This is a genomic window from Streptomyces sp. NPDC058576 (assembly GCF_042718715.1).
GTDB lineage: Bacteria > Actinomycetota > Actinomycetes > Streptomycetales > Streptomycetaceae > Streptomyces.
In genome coordinates, this window is the sequence record NZ_JBHXPF010000013.1 from 48,206 (window position 1) to 66,911 (window position 18,706).

Genomic DNA, 18,706 nt, shown 5'->3' on the forward strand with positions numbered 1-18,706 from the left:
GACACCCCGTCGGGGTATGCGGCGGCGCTCCGGGCCGCCTCGGCCCGAAGCAAAGGCCAAGGGTGCCCGGATCCCCGGTAGTCCACCGGAGGATCGGGAGACGTGTCGCACTACCGGCCCGCCCAAGATGCGACGCGCCCGAATGTGACGAGACTGGGCGCTATGGCAGACCAACGTTCGGCGCGGGCCACGAGCCCGACGAGGGCCCGGAAGAAGACCGCGCCCAGGAAGGGGCCCGAGCACGCTGCTCGCGCTGCCTGCCAGAGCCTGGAGGGGCTGATCGGCCATCGCGCCGAGGGCGTCTCCGCGGTCCGGCGCTCGGATGACGACGACGGCTGGTGCGTGGTCGTGGACGTGCTCGAGGTGCCCCGGATCCCGGACACGACGAGCCTGCTCGCCTCCTACGAGGTGCAGCTGGACAAGGCCGGAGAGCTTCAGGAGTACCGCCGGGTCCGTCGCTACCGGCGCGGTGCCGCAGACGAGTGATCCGAGACCGTCCGACAGCTGGAAGGACCCACCGTCATGACGACCACGACCACGACCTACGCCGACGAGATCGCTCCGTGTCCGCCTCGCGCCGGCACCTTGTACGACGTGCTGGAGCTCATTCTCGACCGGGGCATGGTGATCGACGTATTCGTCCGGGTCTCCCTGGTCGGCATCGAGATCATCAAGATCGATGCCCGCATTGTCGTGGCCAGCGTGGACACCTACCTCCGCTTCGCCGAGGCGTGCAACCGGCTCGACCTCGAACGGGACTCCGGCAGCACGACCGTCCCCGAGCTGCTCGGCGGCGGTGCGGCGAAGGCCGTCGGCAAGCGCAAGGTGCGCAAGGCCGCGGAGTCGGTGGGCGATTCCGTACGCAAGGCAGTGGGACGCGACGACGATTCCGACGAGGCGGAGGAAGAGGAAGAGCCCCCTAGGAGGCGTCGTGCCCCCGCCCGCAGCGGCAGCGGCGCAAGCAGGCGCCGCCGAGCGGAGGCCTGAGCCGTGGACGGTGACGGACTGTACGTCTACGCGGTGGTGAGCGACGGGACCGCGCTGCCCGAGGGGGCGGGCGGCGTGGGCGATCCGCCGGCCGCCTTGCGCGTCGTCGGTACGGGGAAGATCGCCGCAGTCGTCAGTGACGCCCCCGCCCGGCTGCGCGCACGGCGTCGGGACCTGCTGGCACACCAGGACCTGCTGATGGGCCTGGCGGACGGCGGCCCCGTCCTGCCGATGCGCTTCGGCATGGTGGCGCCGGACGAGGACGCTCTCCTCGCCCAGCTGGCCGTGGCGGAGACGCGTCACCTCGCCACCCTGAAGAAGCTCGACGGGCACGTCGAGGTCAACGTCAAGGCCCTGCCCGCGCACGACTCCCTCGCCAGGGTGGTGGTCGAGGACGCCGCCGTGCGGCGTCTGCGTGACGCGGCGCGCAGACGCCCCGGTTACGAGGCCAGCGTGCGGCTGGGCGAAGCGGTGGCCTCCGCCCTGGCGCGACGCGCGGCCGAAGCGGGCAAGGAGGTGTTGCGCGAGCTCGCCCCGCTGGCTCGCGCGGCCGCCACCGGGCCCGAGGTCCAGGGCTGCACCCTGAACACGTCCTTCCTCGTCCCGCGCGGCCACAGCGAACGGTTCCGTGCGACGGCCGAACGGCTCGCCGACGCCCGCCGGAGCCATGTCGACATCCGCCTCGCGGGTCCGCTGCCCTGCTACAGCTTCGTCGGTGACCCGGGCGCCCCGCGCCGGCCGGCGGCGGTGGCCGGAGGCTGACGATGGGACTGATCTCCGGACTCCTTCTTCTGCCGCTCGCTCCGGCGCGCGGCGTGGTGTGGATCGCGGAGAAGCTCCAGGACACCGCCGAGCGCGAGCTGTACGACCCCGGTGTGATCCGTGCGCAACTCGCCGAACTCAACCGCGAACTCGACGAAGAACTCATTGATCTCGAAGCGTTCGAAGCGGAGGAGGAAAGGCTGCTCGACCGGCTCCACGCCGCTCAGAAGCGCTGCGACGTCGACAACAGAAGGTGACAGACATGGATGACCAGGCCAAGGTGGCGCTGGCAGCCGCCGTAGTGGGCGGGTACGTGCTGGGCCGGACGAAGAAGGGGCGGCTCGCGCTGACCGTCGCGACCTATCTGGCGGGACGGCGGTTCGGGCTCGAACCCCGTCAGCTGGCGGCCGAGGGAATGCGCCGGCTCGGTGAGGTGCCCCAGTTCGCGGAGTTGCAGGAACAGCTGAGGGGCGAGGTCCTGGACGCCGGGCGCCAGGCCGTGACCGCTGCCGCCAACCGGGGCATGACCTCGCTGGCGGACGCCATCAGTGACCGTACGCTGCGCCTCGGCCAGGCGCCCGGCGAGGCCGAGGACGAGGCCGACGAGGACGAGGTTCAGGAGGAGTACGAAGAGGAAGAGGGCGAGCCGGAGGACGAGGAGTACGAAGACGAGGACGAGGAGTACGAGGACGAGGACGGCGAGGAGGAGCCTGACGAGGAGGAAGAAGAAGAAGAAGAGGACGAGGAACCGGAGGAGGAGGAAGCCCCGGCTCCGCGACCTCGGCGCAGGAAGGCGCCTGCCGCCCCCGCGAAGAAGGCCCCGCCCCGGAAGTCCGCCCCGGCGAAGAAGTCCGCCGCTCCCTCGAAGAAGACTCCCGCCAAGAAGACCGCGAAGACCGCGGCCAAGAAGGCGGCCCCGGCGAAGAAGACCGCAGCCGAGAAGAGCACCTCCACGGCCGGGAAGGCCAAGAAATCCGCCCCCGCCAACAAGTCGGCGGCGAAGTCGACAGCGAAGAAGACGACGGCGAAGCAGCGGTCCACGAAGTCGGCCTCGTCGAAGCGGACAGCGACCAAGCGCTCCGGTAGCGGGAGGTAGACGTCATGGTGAAGTCGGACAAGGCCGAACCGGAAGAGGCGCAGGAGTCGGGTGTCGACCGTCTGAAGGGCGAGTTGTCGAAGTACGCCAGCGCCCAGGTGCAGAAGATCGCCGACAAGGCCGGCGGGAAACTCACCGATCTCACCGGTCAGTTGAGCGATGTCACGGAGAACGGCGGCTCGTTGCCCGCGATCGGCTCCCGTGTGCTCCAGGGCGATTCCCCGCTGAAGGCCTTCGTGTCGGAGAAGGCCAAGGGCGCCAAGGACACGGTCGTGGAAAAGGCCAAAGAAGCCTTCGGCGGTGGCGGCAAGGGCAAGCGCAAGTCCAGCGGCAGCAAAATCATGAACATCATCGAGGTCCTCGATGTGGGCGTGCCTCTGCGTACGGCCTACGACGCGTGGACGCAGTACGAGGAGTTCAGCAGCTTCGCGAAGGGCGTCCGCGATGTCTCGAAGAGCGACGACACGGAGAGCGACTGGAAGGTGAAGATCGGTCCCTCGTCCCGCAGTTTCAAGGCCACGGTGCAGGAGCAGGTGCCGGACGACAGGATCGTGTGGTCGTCGGAGGGCGCCAAGGGAACGACCAACGGAGCGGTCAGCTTCCACGAGCTCGGGCCCACACTGACCCGGATCATTCTGGTCGTGGAGTACTACCCCTCCGGGTTCTTCGAGAAGACGGGCAACCTCTGGCGCGTCCAGGGGCGCCGTATGCGGCTCGACTTCAAGCACTTCCAGCGCTACGTCACCCTCACCGAGGAGGAGCCGGAAGGCTGGCGCGGCGAGATCCGCGACGGTGAGGTCGTCGTCTCCCACGAGGACGCCATCGAGCAGGAGGAGGCGGAGGAGCAGGAGGACGGGGAGTACGAGGACGAGGAGGACGCGGAGGAAGGGGAAGAGGAAGAGGAGCCCGAGCCCGAGGACGAGGACGACGGAGAGCCGGCAGAAGAAGCGGACGACGAGGAAGAGGAAGAGGAAGACGAGCCGGAGGAGGAGCCGGAGGAGGACGACGAGGAGGAGCCCCCCGCTCCGAGGCGTCAAAGCCGTAGGCGTCGCGCGAAGGAGTCGCGGTGACCGACCTCGACTTCCGGCAGGGCGATCAGCCGATCCCCGGGCCTCAGACCAACAACCTCGCCGACATCCTCGAACGCGTCCTGGACAAGGGCATCGTCATCGCCGGCGACATCAAGATCGATCTTCTCGACATCGAGTTGCTCACCATCCGCCTCCGTCTGTTCGTCGCCTCGGTCGACACCGCGAAGAAGGCGGGCATCGACTGGTGGGAGACCGATCCCGCGCTGAGTTCCAAGGCGTCGCGCAACGCCTTGGAGGACGAGAACCGTGAGCTGAGGGAGCGTCTGCGGGCGCTCGAACCGACCGCCGACGCGTCCTTGGACCAGCCGGCGCCCCGGCAGAAGGACCAGCAGGAGCGGACCGGCCGGGAGAAGGAGAGCGGACAGAGATGACACAGCCCTCGGACGCACGGGTGGCGTCCTCGTGCGCGGACGAAGCGGTCACGTACGTGTTCGCCGTCTGCCGCAGCACGCGTGCCACGAGCGCACTGGATGTCACCGGCGTGGCCGGCATGCCGGGCGGTGAAGCGGTCCGGCTGCTGCCGTCGGGCCTGCTGACCGCAGTGGTGCAGACCGTCCCCGCCGCCGACTTCACGGACGAGGTCTGGCAGGGGCGGCTGTCCGACCGGGAGGAGATCGAGCGGTACGCGCGGGCCCACCACGTGGTGGTGTCGACCGTGGCCGCGCACGGGCCCGTCGTTCCCCTGCCTCTCGCCACGCTGTACCACGACGACGACCGGGCCCGAAGTCGCCTGGCCGACGAGGCGGACCGCTTCCACACCGCGCTGAAGCGCGTCGCGCACCACGCGGAGTGGGGAGTGAAGGTGTACCGGCCCGTGGCCCCCGATCCGGGCCCGGCGTCCGACGAGCCGGTCCCGGAGGCGGCCGTCGGCCGCACCCCCGGGGCGGGTCTCGCCTATCTGAACCGGAAACGGGGCGCCCAGGCGCGGCGGGAGAAGCACCGGGAACAGGCGCTGGACATCGCCGAGTCGGTGGACGCCGAACTGCGCGGAGTCGCCGCCGCATCGCGTCGGCTGCGTACGCACGGTGCGGCGCTGTCGGGCGATCAGCGGGTGCACGTACTCAACGCCACCTACCTCGTCGCCGACGACCGGGCAAGCGAAGTCGGCCTGCTGGTAAGGGCGTTGGGCGAACGTACGGGAGCACAGATCGAACTGTCGGGCCCCTGGGTGCCGTATTCCTTCGTCGGAGAGGTGTGACCGTGGCGCGCGACGTGGTGCCCTGGGACAGTCCGGAACCCCTGAGCGGTCCTCTCGGAGTGCCGCTCGTCGACCTGCTGGACCGCGTTCTGGCGACCGGAGTGGTGGTCAGCGGCGACGTGGTCATCGCCATCGCCGACGTACCCCTCGTACGGCTGTCGCTGCACGCGCTGTTGTCGTCGGTCAACGAACGGGTGCCCTCGCCCTGGAGCGACGGAGGGCCGCTGTGACGGGCCCGCGCGTGGATCTGGACTCCGAGCAGATGGGGCGGGACCTCGTGGCCCTGGTCCTGACGGTGGTGGAACTGCTGCGGCAGCTGATGGAGAGACAGGCCATCCGCCGGGTGGAGCAGGGCGATCTGAGCGACGAGCAGGTCGAGGAGATCGGCACCACGCTCATGCTGCTCGACCAGCGGATGAAGGAGCTCTGCGAGCAGCACGGCGTCCGTCCCGAGGACCTCAACCTCGATCTCGGACCGCTCGGAACCCTGCTGCCCCGCGACTGAGAGCGCGCGTGCCGCCGAGCAACTCGAATGGCGTACGCGGTCGAGCAGGAGCAGAGTGAGAAGAGGGGCCCGCACGGGCCGGGGGGCAGGTCCGTGGCAATGACTCTCTGTGAGGCAGACATGGCCGACACCGAACTCCTGGGCGAAAGCACCGCGACCGGCGAGCGCTCCGAAGGATCCCGTGGTCGCGGCAGGACGACCATCACCGACAACGTCGTCGCCACCATCGCCGGCATCGCGATCCGTGAGACCGAAGGCGTCCACTCCGTAGGACGAGGGGCGTCGAAGGCGCTGGGCGCCGTCACCGGGCGCATGCCCGGCTCGTCCGGCTCCGGCTCCTCCGGCGCGCGTCGCGCCGTCAAGGTGGAGGTGGGAGAGAAGCAGACCGCGATCGATGTCGATGTCGAGGTGGAGTACGGCACACCGATCCACGAACTCGCCGACCTGATCCGGACCCACGTGACCGACGCCGTGGAGACGATGACAGGGCTGGAGGTCGTCGAGATCAACATCGTCGTCTTCGACGTCCACATCCCCGGTGACGACGACGATGACGACGATTCCGGTGGCCAGGGCGGGTCCCGCTCGGGTGGAGGCTCTCCCCGCGTCCAGTAAGGGGGTCGTTTTCGGTCGAAGGCAGTGGGTTGCCGTGCACGGCCCCGAACGCCGGCCCGTCCAGGACCTGCGGTCAGCGAGCGAGGAGAAACCATGCACGACAGCCCGGGCGGGCGCCGGACCCGCCGTGTTCCCGCCCGTCCTCTGCACGGGCGGACCGCGGTCGTCACCGGCGCCGCTCGCGGCGTCGGCGAGGCGCTGGCCCGCAGCCTCTCGCAGGCCGGGATGCGTGTCGCTCTGCTGGGACGGGAAAAGGCGACCCTGCTGACGACGGCCGAGTCCCTCCGCGGTCCGAGCATCTGTGTCGAGTGCGATGTCACCGACCGCGCAGCGCTCGCGCAGGCCGCACGCCGCGTGGCGGCCGAGTTCGGTCCCGCCGACGTGGTCGTGGCCAACGCCGGTATCGCGGTCAGCGGCCCGTTCGGCCACACCTCCGCCGAACTCTGGCAGCGTGTCATCGACGTGAACCTCATCGGCTCCGCCAACACGGCCCGCGCCTTCCTGCCCCAGCTCACCGCCACCCGGGGCTACCTCCTCCAGATCGCCTCGACCGCCGCGTTCGGCGCCGCACCCATGATGAGCGCCTACTGCGCCTCCAAGGCCGGAGCGGAGTCGTTCGCCCTCGCCCTGCGCGGCGAGGTCGAACCTGACGGCGTCCAGGTCGGCATCGCCTACCTGCACTGGACCGGCACCGACATGCTCACCGGCATCGACGACCACCCCGTCCTCGAAGCCCTGCGCCGCAATCAGCCCCGCCCTGCCCGCCGCGTCCACTCCCCCGACCAGGTCGCCCAATGGCTCACCCGGGGCATCGTCCGCCGGACCCCGCACATCTACGCCCCGCCCTGGCTCCGCTGGTGCCAGCCTCTGCGCCCGTTGTTCCCCGTCCTCGTCGCCCGGGCCACCCGCCGCGAACTACAGGCCCGTCCGAGCGAGGAGATGTCCTCCCCCGGCGAGGTTCTGGGCGCCGGAGGCATAGCGGACTGGACCTCCTACCGGGCCACCCACCCCACTCCCCCACCCGGCCGGTAGCGCCGCCATCCGCTCCACACGGGCCACCACGGCCGCGCCGCGCGCCCACAGGCTTCCATGAGTGGCCGAAAGATGCGTTCGAGAGTTGGTGACGTTCGGTCAGCGACGTCAGCGGGTACGCAGCGGATGAGCCAGGCCCGCGGCCTCCTCCCCCCACAGCGTCATGCCCTGCTAGTCGCCCCCTCCCGACCCGCCACCGCACCCGAAGCCGCCGCCCGAGGCGCCGTCTCCGGTACTGCCCGTGGACGAATCGGGGTCGAGGGCCTTCCCCATGCGGCGGAGAGTGCGGCCGAGTCCGTCGGGAATCGGATGGGCGGAGAGCAGTCCGTGCCGGACGGGGCTCCTGACGAGGACGGCCGGTCCTTCGAGGACGTACGCGGGGAGACTGCCCTCCGATGCGGCGGCCGACAGCAGTCGCCGCCCCGCGCGGGTGATCCGCTTCCCCCTACCGCGCAGCAGCCCCAGACCCACCAGTCGTCGGGCGATGTCGTCGACCGATGGGGAGCGCGCGACGGAATCGAGCACGTCCTGGACGCGCTTGCCGCGAGGGCAGGAGACCATGACGGCGCACTCGACCTCGTGCCCCGACCGAATTTCACCGGTGGCGCGAAGCCGGGCGGCACGCATGGACAGAACGCCCTGCTCGGTCAGCGCCACGATGGCACTCTCCACGACTCGCTGCCGACCACCCGCGAGGAAGGCGTACGCGTACAGGTCCAGCGCCCCACCGCTGTCCCCCGCCGTGCGTCGTCCCCATGACCGCGCCATGTCCTGTCCTCCACCGGTCAGGCACACCCCATTGTCTCCATCGTTCCCCGACATGAGGGCCCAGCCAAGGATTCGGCCGAATTCGGAGCCTCTGTTGCGGGAGAGGCGCATGCCGCGGTGCGACATGCGGGCCTGCGCCGCGACTCCGAGGAACGCCTCACCGGGCGCCGTCGGGACGTGGGCCGGTCACCCGCGCCGACGGCGGGGTGGGGATGCGGGCCGCCCCACCTCGCGTGAGGATCAGAAGTACGACGTAGCAGCCCGGGCGTTTCGACCGGGCGGTCCCCGGCTTCCCCTTTCGCCGAGCGGCGGCGCAGGGGCCCTGGAGGTGGAAGAGATGCCGCGACCGTTGTGGGCCGGTGCCATCAGTTTCGGGCTGGTCACGATTCCCGTGAAGATCGTGTCCGCGACGGAGGACCATGACGTCCACTTCCACCGGGTGCATCTCGCGGACATGGGCCGGGTGCGGACGAGGAAGGTCTGCGAGCTCGACGGCGAGGTCGTGTCCCAGGACGAGATCGGCAAGGGCTACGAGATCGCGAAGGACGAGACGGTCACGGTGACCGACGAGGAACTCGACCGGATGCCGCTGCCGACGGCGAAGGCGATCGAGATCGCCGCGTTCGTCGACGCCGGCACGATCGACCCGGTCCGCATCAGCGACTCCTACTACCTGGCCGCCGACGGACAGGTCGCCGCCAAGCCCTACACCCTGCTGCGCAAGGCCCTGGAGCGGTCCTCGAAGGTCGCGGTGGCGAAGTTCGCGTGGCACGGCCGTGAGCGCCTGGGCCTGCTGCGGATCCGGGAAGGCGCGATCGTGCTGCACTCCATGAAATGGCCCGACGAGGTCCGCAACCCCGACGAGCTGGCCCCGCGCGAGGTCGAGATCGGCGAGGAGGAGATCGAGCAGGCCCTCCAGCTGGCCGAACGGATGACGATCGAGGACCTGTCCGGCTTCCACGACGAGTACCGCGAGGCCCTGGAGGACATCATCGCCGCGAAGGCCGAGGGCAAGCCCCTGCCCGCCCCGGCCGAGGACGAGACGCGGGACAAGGGCGAGGTCGTGGACCTGATGGCCGCCCTGAACGCCTCCGTCAAAGCCGCGAAGGAGTCCCGCGGCGACGACGGCGAGGACGCCACCGTGCACGAGATGCGGCCGTCGAAGAAGACCACCCGGAAAACACCAGCGAAGAAGACGGCCGCCTCGAAGAAGTCCACGGCGTCGAAGAAGCCTGCCAAGAAGACGGCCGCGAAGAAGACGGCCGCGAAGAAGCGCAGTGCCTCCTGACCCTCCTCCTGCCGGCGTCGTCCTGCCGAGGATCGAGCCGATGCTCGCAACACCCGGCCCCCTGCCGGCGGCGGGGGTGGAGGACCGCTGGGCGTTCGAGGTGAAGCAGGACGGCCAGCGGACCATGGTCTACCTGCCCGGCGACGGCACCATCCTCCTGCGCGCACGTTCAGGTACGGACATCACCGCCGCCTACCCCGAACTCCTCCCCCTCGCGGACGCCTTCGGCGCGCACAGCGCCGTGCTCGACGGCGAGATCGTGGCGCTCGACGAGCGGGGCCGCAGCGACTTCGAGCGCCTCCAGCAGAGGATGGGCCTGGTCGGCTCCCCCGCCAAGGCCGCGCGCATGGCGGCCCGGGTGCCCGCGCACCTGATGCTCTTCGACGTCGTGCACCTCGACGGCCGCCCCGTGACCGGCCTGCCGTACGCGGAGCGACGGGAACTGCTGGCAGGTCTCGGGCCGGCCGGGCCCGCCTGGTCGGCGCCCGAGGCGATCGTCGGGCACGGCGCCGAGGCGTGGGAGATGGCCCGGGATGCCGGGCTGGAGGGGCTGATCGCGAAACGGCTCACCTCTCGGTACGAGCCCGGGGTGCGCTCGAAGACCTGGGTGAAGATCAAGGTCCACCGCCTCGCCGACGTCGTGATCGGCGGGTGGGTACCCGGGCGCGGTCGGCTGACCGGCCTGCCCGGGGCGGTTCTGGTCGGCCGGCGGCACGACGGGCTGCTGCACTACGCGGGCAGCGTCGGCACCGGCTGGAACGAGGCCGAACGCACCCGCCTCGCCGAGCTGCTCAAGGCCGCGGCCGTCGACGCCTGTCCCTTCGCGCAGGTCCCGCCAGTGGCCGGGGCGCGGTGGGTACTCCCCCAGCTCGTCGGCGAGGTCCGCTACACCTCCCGCACCCGAGCCGGACGCCTGCGCCACCCCTCCTGGCACCGGCTACGCCCCGACCTCGCCCCCGGCGACCTCGGGTGACTCGAACGCTGTCCTGTCGCACCGGAATTCGAGCGTCCTCAGCGGAGGTTGAGTACCGACTGCATCTGTCCCGCGCCCGGGAAGTCAGGTTCTGTGCCCTTGGTTGCCCTTGGTTGCCCTTGGTTCAGGGGGTGCGGAGGGCGATGAGGGTGATGTCGTCCCGGGTGTCGCCGAGTTCGCCGGCCAGTTGTTCACAGAGGCGGGTCAGCGGCAGGTGCTGGTGGGTGTCGAGGTGCTGGCGCAGGCGGGTCATGCCGGTGTCGAGGTTCTGGGTGCGGGACTCGACGAGGCCGTCGGTGTAGAGGACGAGGGTGGAGCCGGCGGGCAGGGGGATACGGGCGGTCGGGCGATCCATGGTGGGCCGAACGCCGAGGAGCATGGCGTGCGGGCCGGTGAGGTAGGTGCTGGTCTGATCGGTGGCCAGCAGCAGGGGCGGGGGGTGTCCGGCCACCGACCAGGACAGTTCCCAGGTGCCGTCGGGCCGGGGGTGCAGGCGGGCGAGGATCACGGTGGCGGAGTCGGCCAGCCTGAGGTGGGCCTGGGCGGTGTCCAGGCGTCGAAGGATCTGCCCGGGGGTTTCGTCGGGCCGGTCGACGGCCAGGGCGCGGAGCATGTTGCGCAGTTCGCTCATGCGCGAGGCGGCCTTGATGTCGTGGCCCGTCACGTCGCCGATGACCATGGCGAGGTCGCCGTCGGGCAGGACGAAGGCGTCGTACCAGTCCCCGCCGACTTCGGCGGCCTGCTGGGCGGGCTGGTAGTGGGCGGCCAGCTCCAGACCGGGCACCTGCGGCAGGTCGGTGAGCAGGGCCCTTTGGAGAGTGGCGGCGATGTCGGCCTGGGCCGCGTGCAGGTGCGTGTTCTCCAGCCCGAGCGCGGTGCGCCGGGCCACCTCCTCGGCGATGACCCGGTCGGCCTCGTTGAACGGCGGGCTGCCCGCGGTGCGGGCCAGAGTCAGAGCACCGAGGGTCTGGGCGCGCAGCCGTAGCGGGACGACCAGGACGTCCTCGGCCTCCACCAGGTTCAGAAGGTCCCCTCCTCCCGCCAGGGCCGGCGTGGGCAGGTGCCGCATCCCCGCTCCCTGCCGGATCCGCACGAGCGCCTCACGGTGTGCGGCATTCTCCGGCACGCACGTGTCCCACGGCGCGGCAGGCAGGATGCCGGGCACGTGGTGTGCCCAGGCCGCCCGATGCATGACGCTGCCCTCGGAGAGATCGATGAACACGGTGTCGGCCAGCCGGGGCACGAGCTGACGCACCAGGCGCTCCAGTGCCTGCTGAGCGTCCAGGGTGCTGACCATCGCAAGCGTGATCTCGCCGAGCCAGGTGATCTCCGCGAGGTCGTACTCGGCCTGCTCGCGCATCGTCTCGCTGTGCGCGTAGCGGGTGGTCTGCCGGCTGGCGCGCTCGCGCTGGGCGGAGGCGTCATGGAAGACGACGACCGCCCCCTCTCCGTGCCCGGCATCGGGCGGCAGCGCGACCGCCGACCACCACACCGGCAGCGCCGCACCGTCCGCGCGCAGCAGCACCGCCCGGTCACCGCTGATCCGCTTGCCCTGGGCGACCTCGGCAAGGATCGGCCGCTGCTCGCGCAGCCCGTCCGTGTTCGCCGCCTGGGGATTGAGAGCCCGGTGGGCGTCGACACCGATCAGCGTGCCCGGCGCGTATCCGAGCAGCTCTTCCGCCCACGGATTGCAGGCGACCACCACGCCCTGGACATCCACCGCGTACACACCGGCGCCCGCTGCGTCGAACAGCACCGACATCAACGCGCCACCGGCCAGCGGTTCAGCTGGTATGCCCTTGTCAACGAATCTCTCCACAGCCCGTATTGTGCCGAACTCGGTGCCGAGGCCGGAAGTGTGATCGGCCCATCCGTTCTCACCGGGCCGTCCGCCCGGCCGCGGACGCGACGTCGGGATGGCACTCGACCACCGCGTCGAGCCCGGTCAGCTCCAGCAGCCGACGCACCTGCTGATCCGGTCCCGCCAGCCGGACACTGCCCTCCCGGGCTTCCACCGAACGCATCGTGTAGACCAGGACCCCCAGACCGGCGGAGTCCATGAAACTCACGCCCTCCAGGTCCCACACCAGGTGCACGCGCCCGTCGCAGACCAACTCGTCGACGGCCTCACGCACCCGCGCCACCACGTGCACGTCGATGTCACCGAACAGGGAAAGCACCGCCCACGCCCCGACGTCAGAAATCCGCTCCACACCTGACACCGGAACCATGGCGGTTCCTCCTCACCTGGAATATGCCGATCATCGCACCCCTCGGGCACCGGCGAGCACACCGCCCAAGCAGACCCAGCAGGCGCGGAACACTCATTCGCCCATCCCGGGAAGAGGATTCGCGCGACCTCGGTGAGACGAACGGCGATCCGTCAAGGTTCGGTGAGATTCGCTCAGGGTGCGATGCGGCAGGACGAACGGGTGACCGAGCGTCGTAGTCGGCCGCTCCGGGCGTCTGGTCGGCCGCTGGCCGAAGTCGGGCGTGGTCAGTCGTGGCGGGCGATTTTGACGGCGGAGACGAGCAGGATCACGACCAGTACGGGGATGAGGACCACGTCCGGGAATACCCCGAGCAGCAGCCCTCCGAGTACCGCTCCGGCGATCGAGCCCGCGACCATGACCAGGGCGAAGCGGCGGTTGGCGCCCAGCACCGCGAAGCTGCCGTCACGGCTGTAGCGGGCGAACGCCACCAGCATGGTCGGTAGCGACACCAGCAGGGACAGGCTCCCCGCCGTCTTGATGTCCTGCCCGAAGAGCAGGACGATCGTCGGGATCAGCAGCTCACCGCCGGCCACGCCCATGATGGCCGCGACGACCCCGATGCCGAACCCGGCCGCGACCCCGAGCGGCACCTGCGCCCCCAGCGGGAAGTCGAGCGTCCCCAGCGTCGAGAAGTGGGTGAACAGCAGGGCCGCGGCCATGAGCACCATCAGCACGGCCAGCACCTGGTAGAGAGTGGACGAGCGCATCCGGACGGCCCACGACGCCCCGGCCCAGGCACCGAGCAGGCTCCCGGCCAGGAGGTTGACCGCGACGGGCCAGTGTGCGGCCAGGTCGGAGGCGGACACGGCCGCCAGACGGGCGGGCAGCGCCGTCAGGACCACGACCAGGCTCATCGCCTTGTTCAGGATGACGGCGGAGAGCGCGGCGAAGCCGAACAGGCTGATCAGCAGCGGCAGGCGGAACTCCGCGCCGCCCAACCCGATCATCCCGCCCAGCACACCGATGGCCGCCCCGGCGGCGAACACCACGGGCATCGAGTGCGTCGACCGGAGCGGGACGAGGGTCTGTTCGGTGGTCATGACAGGCATCCTCGCGGCTGGCGGGCCCTCCCGCCCTGAAAGAACCGCACCTTCGGGGAAAGACACCGAGAACCGGCTCGGGACTCATCAGGTCCTCTGAACCACCTCGTAGGCGGCAGGACGAGCTACGGCGCCCAGGGCGTCCGCCTGTCGCGCTCAGCAGCCGAACAGAACGCTCAGCAACAGACACATCACTGGCCGAAACATAGATGGCTCCAGCTCGCGTGTTCGAATTAATGTTCGATAGAGTCGAGAGGTAGTGAGGTCGTTTGGTACTACTTTGGGGGTATCTGGTCGGAGGGTGTCATGCGAGGAAGCGTCCCTCATCTGCATGTCAGTAGTGGGTTTTCGGCCCGCTACGGTGCCTCGCATCCCCATGACCTCGTCGCGCGGGCGTCCGAGCGCGGGATCGGGGCGCTGGCGCTGACCGACCGCGACATGGTGACCGGCACGGTGCGCTTCGCGAAGGCCGCCACCGCCGCCGGCGTGAAGCCGTTGTTCGGTGTCGATCTCGGTGTCGCCCCCCACGTGCCCTCGTCCGAGGCCCGCCGTCGCACCCCGGTGCGCGGCGGTGCGCACGTAGCGGAGGCGGCGTTCCGGGCGACGTTCCTGGCTCGGGACGCGGCCGGATGGGCGCGGCTGTGCCGGATGGTGTCCGCCGCGCACGCCGAGGCCTTCGCCGCGGGTGCGCCGCCGGCAGCTTCCTGGGAGATGCTCGACCAGTACGCGGGCGAAGGGTTGATGGTGCTGCTCGGTCCGGCGTCGGAGCCGCTGCGGGCGCTCGCCGGTGGCCGCCCGGACATCGCCGAGCGGCTCCTCGCGCCGTGGCAGCGGGCCGTCGGCGGTGGGCTGCGGCTGGAGCTCGTGTGCTGGGGGCTCGCCGGCACCGGACCGGGGTCGGTCCGCCTGGCCGCGCACACCCTGGCGCTCGCCGATCGCCTCGGCATTCCGGCCGTGCTGACCAACGCCGTGCGTTACGCCGACCGGCCCCAGCACCGGGTCGCGGACGTGCTGGACGCGGCCCGGCTGCTGCGGCCCATCGACCGGCGGCGGCTGGACTGCGGGGAGCGGTGGCTGAAGGACGGGCCGGCGATGACGGAGATCGCCGAGCAGGTGGCGGCCGCCGCCGGGGGTGGCCGGGCGCGCGCCGTGCGGCTGATCGCCGACACCGTGGCCGTCGCGGAGGCGTGCGAGGTCGATCCGGTGAGGGATCTGGGCCTCGGGGTGCCGCACTTCCCCGAACCGGTCGTGGTCGGGGCCGAGGCGGGGCCGGGCGGGGCGATGCGGCTGCTGCGGCAGCGGTGCGAGAGCGGTATGGCCGCCCGCGGTCTCGACCGGGACCGGCGGTCGATGGACCAGCTCGACTACGAGCTGGGCGTCATCGGCCGCCTGCGCTACGAGCCGTATTTCCTCGCCGTGGCCCAGGTCGTCGCCGACGTGCGGGACATGGGCATCCGGGTCGCCGCCCGCGGCTCCGGAGCCGGCTCCATGGTCAACCACTCGCTCTTCGTGGCCACGGCGAACCCGCTGGAGCACCACTTGCTGTTCGAGCGGTTCCTGTCCGAGCGCCGCTCCTCGCTGCCGGACATCGACATCGACGTGGAGTCCGCGCGCCGGCTGGAGGTCTACGACCGGATCATCGAGCGCTTCGGGCGGGAGCGGGTCGCGGTCACCGGGATGCCCGAGACCTACCGGGCCCGGCACGCGCTGCGGGACACCGGCCTCGCGCTCGGGATCGCTCCGGCAACCGTGGACCGGATCGCGAAGTCGTTCCCGCACATCCGGGCCTGCGACATCCGCTCCGCCCTGTCCGAGCTGCCGGAGCTGCGGGAGCTCGCGGCCGACGCCGGGCGGTACGGGCCGTTGTGGGAGCTCGCCGAGAGCCTGGACGCGCTGCCGCGCGGGATCGCGATGCACCCGTGCGGGGTGATCCTCTCCAACACGAGCCTCCTGGACCGGCTGCCGGTCCAGCCCACCCCCGGCGGGGAGTACCCGATGCTCCAGGCCGACAAGGAGGACGTCGAGGACCTGGGCCTGCTCAAGCTCGACGTCCTCGGGGTGCGGATGCAGTCCGCGATGGCGCACGCCGTCACCGAGATCCGCCGTACCACCGGCAAGGCCATCGACCTCGACAACCCCGACCACGTCCCCCTCGACGACCGCTTCGCCTTCGCCCTCATCCAGGCCTCCGACACCGTCGGCATGTTCCAGCTGGAGTCTCCCGGCCAGCAGGACCTGGTCGGCCGGCTCCAGCCCCGCGATCCGCAGGACGTCATCGCCGACATCAGCCTCTTCCGTCCCGGCCCCGTCCAGGGCGGGATGCCCGCCCTCTACATCGCCGCCCGGCACGGCGCAGCACCCACCTACCCGCACCCCGACCTGGAGCCGGTCCTGCGCGACACCTACGGGGTGACGATCTGGCACGAGCAGATCATCGACATCCTCGCGGTCATGACCGGCTGCGACCGCGCCCTGGGCGAAGTGGCCCGCCGCGCCCTCAGCAACCAGCGACGGCTGCCCAGGGTCGAGGCGTGGTTCCGGCAGCAGGCGGGCGCCCGCGGGTACAGCCCGGGGGTGCTGGACGAGGTCTGGGACATCGTCGCCTCGTTCGGTGCGTACGGATTCTGCCGGGCGCACGCCGTCGCGTTCGCCGTACCCGCGCTGCAGTCCGCCTGGCTCAAGGCCCACCACCCGGCCGCCCTGTACGCCGGGCTGCTGGAGCACGATCCGGGGATGTGGCCGGCCCGCGTCATCGTCGCCGATGCCCGTCGCCACGACGTTCCCGTCCTGCCCGTCGACGTCAACGCCTCCCAGCCGCATTACGCGGTCGAGCGGACCGGATCCGGGTGGGGCGTGCGGATCTCCCTGGCCACGGTGCACGGGATCTCCGACGACGAGGTCGCCCGGATCGCCGGGAGCCGGCCCTACACCTCCCTGCAGGACTTCTACGCCCGCGCCCACCCCAAGCTGCCGACCGCCGAACGCCTGATCAGCATCGGCGCCCTCGACCGGCTCAAGGGCGAGGCGTCCCGGAGGGACCTGCTGCTGCAGGCGACCGAGCTTCACCGCCAGGCCCGCACCCGACCCGGGACCGGGCAGCTTCCGCTCGCCACCACCCCGCACTCTGCCGGATCGTCCGGGCTGCGGGAGATGACCGCCCGCGAGCGGCTGGACGCCGAGCTCGGCGTCCTCAAGATCGACGTCTCCCGGCATCTCATGGAGGATCGCCACCGGCTGCTGCGGGAGATCGGCGCGACGGACGCGAAGCACCTGCGCGCCATGGACCCCGGGCAGCGCGTTCTGGTCGCCGGGGTCCGCGCCTCCACCCAGACCCCGCCGATCGCTTCGGGGAAGCGGATCATCTTCGTCACCCTCGAAGACGGCTCCGGTCTCGTCGACCTCGCTTTCTTCGAGGACTCCCACGAACGGTGCGCCCACACCGTCTTCCACCACGGTCTGCTGCTTGTCCGCGGAACCGTGGAAGCCCGCGGACCCCGGCGCACCGTGGTCGGTGAGATGGCCTGGGATCTCGACGAACTCGCCGCCGCCCGCGCCACCCACGGTCCCCAGGCCGTCCTCGACCTCCTCGGCCAGGCCCCCGCGCCCACCCCCGCCCAGCCCGGCCCCGGGCGGACGATCCCGGACGGCACCGCGGGCGCCCGCCTGCACCCGTGGAGTGACCTCCAGCCCGCCGGGACCCGGTCGGCCGACCTCACCCGCTTCGGGCACAAGAGCCCGGGGAGCGCCGGATGACCAGCACCAACAGGCCGCGGCCGCGCGCGATCCTGCGGATCCACTTCCACCCCGCCGAGCGGAGCGAGGAGCTGTACGGGCAGCTGCTCGCCGTCGTCGACGGCGTCAGCTCCCGCGTCGAACCGCTCCCGGCCGACTGGTCCGCCTACGTCGACCTCACCGGCGCCCTGACCTACTGGGGCCGCGACGTCGAGGGCCTGGTGGCCGTGATCCGCCTGCGCCTGCTCGCCCTCCACGGCGTCCCCAGCTCAGCCGGCGCCGGGCCCACCCGCTCCATCGCGGCCATCGCCGCAGACCTCACCCCGCCGGGCGCCGCCACCGTGATCCGCGACGACCCGTACGAGATCGCCGCGTTCCTCCGCACCAGGCCGGCCTCCGCCCTGCCCGGCATCGGCACGAAGACCGCCCGGACGCTGGCCCGCTACGGCATCACCACGGTCGGCGACATCGCCGACAGCCGGCTCCACACCCTCCAGCGCATCCTCGGGACCACAGCCGCCCGCCAGGCCCACGACCGCGCCCACGGCATCGACGAACGGCCCGTCGCGCCCGGTGCCGCTCCCAGGACCCTGAGCACGAGACACCGCTTCGACCACGACGAACTGGACACCGACCAGCACCACCGCGCGGTCCTCGGGCTGGCCCAGGAACTCGGCCGGCGGCTGCGGGCGAGCGACGAGATCGCCCAGGCGCTCACGCTCACCGTCACGTACGCCGACCGTACCCAGACCACCCGCAGCCGCAGCCTCGCCGAACCCACCGCCCACACCCCCGCCCTGGCTGCCGCAGCCCGTGAACTCCTTACCGGCCTCGGCCTCCAGCGCGCCCGCGTCCGCACCCTTGCCGTACGCGCGGAACGCCTGCACTCCGCCGAGCACGCCACCCGCCAGCTCACCTTCGACGACCGCGACGACCGGCTCCGCCGCCTCGAAACAGCCCTCGACAAGGCCACGACCCGCTACGGCCCCGGCATCGCCGGAGCCGCATCGACCTACCCCGGGGCCGGGTGAGAAGACCGCCGCCGCGTTCCACGGCTCTCCGCTCGCTCTTGGACGGGACGCTGACAAGCAGGGCGGCCGCCTTTGCGGTGGCATCGCACACGCCACGTTGGCATCATCACGGTGGAGCACCCCGTAGCCACCCGTCAAGATCAAAGAGCACCACGCCGACAAGATGACGACTGGTCAGGAAACTCAGCAAACAGTCAGCGTCAGTACCGCCACAAGGCACGGCAAGCCGCTGCGGACCGCCAAGATCCACAACCGGCCAGACCCCTCCTCACCTGGAAAACCGCAGGTCACGAAGCCCGTTGCTACGCTCACCAG

General features: G+C 71.1%; 20 protein-coding genes. 16 read left to right on the forward strand and 4 right to left on the reverse strand.

The window, feature by feature from the left end:
* The first annotated feature begins 162 nt into the window (after positions 1–162).
* From ACFWRV_RS12670 to ACFWRV_RS12725, 12 genes are all read left to right on the forward strand, one after another.
* Entirely contained in the window at positions 163–486 is a 324-nt protein-coding gene (locus ACFWRV_RS12670) for a gas vesicle protein (protein ID WP_384332508.1), read from the forward strand.
* A gap of 36 nt (positions 487–522) precedes the next feature.
* On the forward strand, positions 523–987 hold the full coding sequence (gvpJ, locus tag ACFWRV_RS12675) for a gas vesicle protein GvpJ (RefSeq protein WP_384332511.1): 465 nt from the start codon (positions 523–525) through the stop codon (positions 985–987).
* Between the two features lie 3 nt (positions 988–990).
* Complete coding sequence (locus tag ACFWRV_RS12680) at positions 991–1,749, forward strand: GvpL/GvpF family gas vesicle protein (RefSeq protein WP_384332514.1); 759 nt, start codon at positions 991–993, stop codon at positions 1,747–1,749.
* 2 nt (positions 1,750–1,751) lie between these two features.
* A complete protein-coding gene (locus ACFWRV_RS12685) occupies positions 1,752–2,006 on the forward strand; it encodes a gas vesicle protein GvpG (RefSeq protein ID WP_384332517.1) in 255 nt (84 codons plus the stop codon).
* A 5-nt stretch (positions 2,007–2,011) separates the two neighbouring features.
* On the forward strand, positions 2,012–2,845 hold the full coding sequence (locus tag ACFWRV_RS12690) for a histone protein (protein WP_384332520.1): 834 nt from the start codon (positions 2,012–2,014) through the stop codon (positions 2,843–2,845).
* 5 nt (positions 2,846–2,850) lie between these two features.
* Entirely contained in the window at positions 2,851–3,915 is a 1,065-nt protein-coding gene (locus ACFWRV_RS12695) for an SRPBCC family protein (RefSeq protein ID WP_384332523.1), read from the forward strand.
* On the forward strand, positions 3,912–4,307 hold the full coding sequence (locus ACFWRV_RS12700; RefSeq protein WP_384332526.1) for a gas vesicle protein: 396 nt from the start codon (positions 3,912–3,914) through the stop codon (positions 4,305–4,307). The genes ACFWRV_RS12695 and ACFWRV_RS12700 overlap by 4 nt, the downstream gene beginning before the upstream one ends.
* A complete protein-coding gene (locus ACFWRV_RS12705; RefSeq protein ID WP_384332529.1) occupies positions 4,304–5,134 on the forward strand; it encodes a GvpL/GvpF family gas vesicle protein in 831 nt (276 codons plus the stop codon). Before ACFWRV_RS12700 ends, ACFWRV_RS12705 begins: the two co-directional genes overlap by 4 nt.
* 2 nt (positions 5,135–5,136) lie before the next feature.
* Positions 5,137–5,364: a gas vesicle protein gene (locus ACFWRV_RS12710; protein ID WP_384332532.1), complete on the forward strand. Its 228-nt coding sequence runs from the start codon at positions 5,137–5,139 to the stop codon at positions 5,362–5,364.
* Positions 5,361–5,639: a gas vesicle protein K gene (locus ACFWRV_RS12715; protein WP_030807560.1), complete on the forward strand. Its 279-nt coding sequence runs from the start codon at positions 5,361–5,363 to the stop codon at positions 5,637–5,639. The genes ACFWRV_RS12710 and ACFWRV_RS12715 overlap by 4 nt, the downstream gene beginning before the upstream one ends.
* A 120-nt stretch (positions 5,640–5,759) precedes the next feature.
* Positions 5,760–6,254, forward strand: a complete 495-nt coding sequence (locus ACFWRV_RS12720; RefSeq protein WP_384332535.1) for an Asp23/Gls24 family envelope stress response protein — start codon at positions 5,760–5,762, stop codon at positions 6,252–6,254.
* A gap of 93 nt (positions 6,255–6,347) precedes the next feature.
* Complete coding sequence (locus ACFWRV_RS12725) at positions 6,348–7,286, forward strand: SDR family oxidoreductase (protein ID WP_384332538.1); 939 nt, start codon at positions 6,348–6,350, stop codon at positions 7,284–7,286.
* 171 nt (positions 7,287–7,457) lie between these two features.
* Here the strand turns inward: ACFWRV_RS12725 and ACFWRV_RS12730 are convergent, their stop codons facing one another.
* Entirely contained in the window at positions 7,458–8,054 is a 597-nt protein-coding gene (locus ACFWRV_RS12730; protein ID WP_384332541.1) for a TIGR04222 domain-containing membrane protein, read from the reverse strand.
* A 337-nt stretch (positions 8,055–8,391) separates the two neighbouring features.
* Here ACFWRV_RS12730 and ACFWRV_RS12735 point away from each other — a divergent pair, with 337 nt between their 5' ends.
* Together ACFWRV_RS12735 and ligD are read left to right on the forward strand one after the other, a co-directional pair.
* Positions 8,392–9,342: a Ku protein gene (locus ACFWRV_RS12735; protein WP_384332544.1), complete on the forward strand. Its 951-nt coding sequence runs from the start codon at positions 8,392–8,394 to the stop codon at positions 9,340–9,342.
* A gap of 40 nt (positions 9,343–9,382) precedes the next feature.
* Positions 9,383–10,315 (forward strand): non-homologous end-joining DNA ligase, encoded by a 933-nt coding sequence (gene ligD, locus ACFWRV_RS12740; protein ID WP_384332547.1) that lies wholly within the window; start codon positions 9,383–9,385, stop codon positions 10,313–10,315.
* A gap of 124 nt (positions 10,316–10,439) precedes the next feature.
* Here ligD and ACFWRV_RS12745 read toward each other — a convergent pair whose 3' ends face one another.
* The 3 genes from ACFWRV_RS12745 to ACFWRV_RS12755 all read right to left on the reverse strand — a co-directional run bounded on the left by ACFWRV_RS12745 (position 10,440) and on the right by ACFWRV_RS12755 (position 13,628).
* Complete coding sequence (locus tag ACFWRV_RS12745) at positions 10,440–12,134, reverse strand: SpoIIE family protein phosphatase (RefSeq protein ID WP_384332550.1); 1,695 nt, start codon at positions 12,132–12,134, stop codon at positions 10,440–10,442.
* Between the two features lie 58 nt (positions 12,135–12,192).
* Complete coding sequence (locus ACFWRV_RS12750) at positions 12,193–12,546, reverse strand: STAS domain-containing protein (RefSeq protein WP_384332559.1); 354 nt, start codon at positions 12,544–12,546, stop codon at positions 12,193–12,195.
* A gap of 266 nt (positions 12,547–12,812) precedes the next feature.
* Positions 12,813–13,628 carry a sulfite exporter TauE/SafE family protein gene (locus tag ACFWRV_RS12755; protein ID WP_384332562.1) on the reverse strand — a complete coding sequence of 272 codons (816 nt, stop codon included), beginning with the start codon at positions 13,626–13,628 and terminating at the stop codon, positions 12,813–12,815.
* Between the two features lie 306 nt (positions 13,629–13,934).
* Between ACFWRV_RS12755 and ACFWRV_RS12760 the strand changes: the two genes are divergently transcribed.
* Together ACFWRV_RS12760 and ACFWRV_RS12765 are read left to right on the forward strand one after the other, a co-directional pair.
* Positions 13,935–17,381 carry a DNA polymerase III subunit alpha gene (locus tag ACFWRV_RS12760; RefSeq protein ID WP_384332565.1) on the forward strand — a complete coding sequence of 1,149 codons (3,447 nt, stop codon included), beginning with the start codon at positions 13,935–13,937 and terminating at the stop codon, positions 17,379–17,381.
* Positions 17,378–18,391, forward strand: a complete 1,014-nt coding sequence (locus ACFWRV_RS12765) for a hypothetical protein (protein WP_384332568.1) — start codon at positions 17,378–17,380, stop codon at positions 18,389–18,391. The genes ACFWRV_RS12760 and ACFWRV_RS12765 overlap by 4 nt, the downstream gene beginning before the upstream one ends.
* Positions 18,392–18,706: the final 315 nt, after the last annotated feature.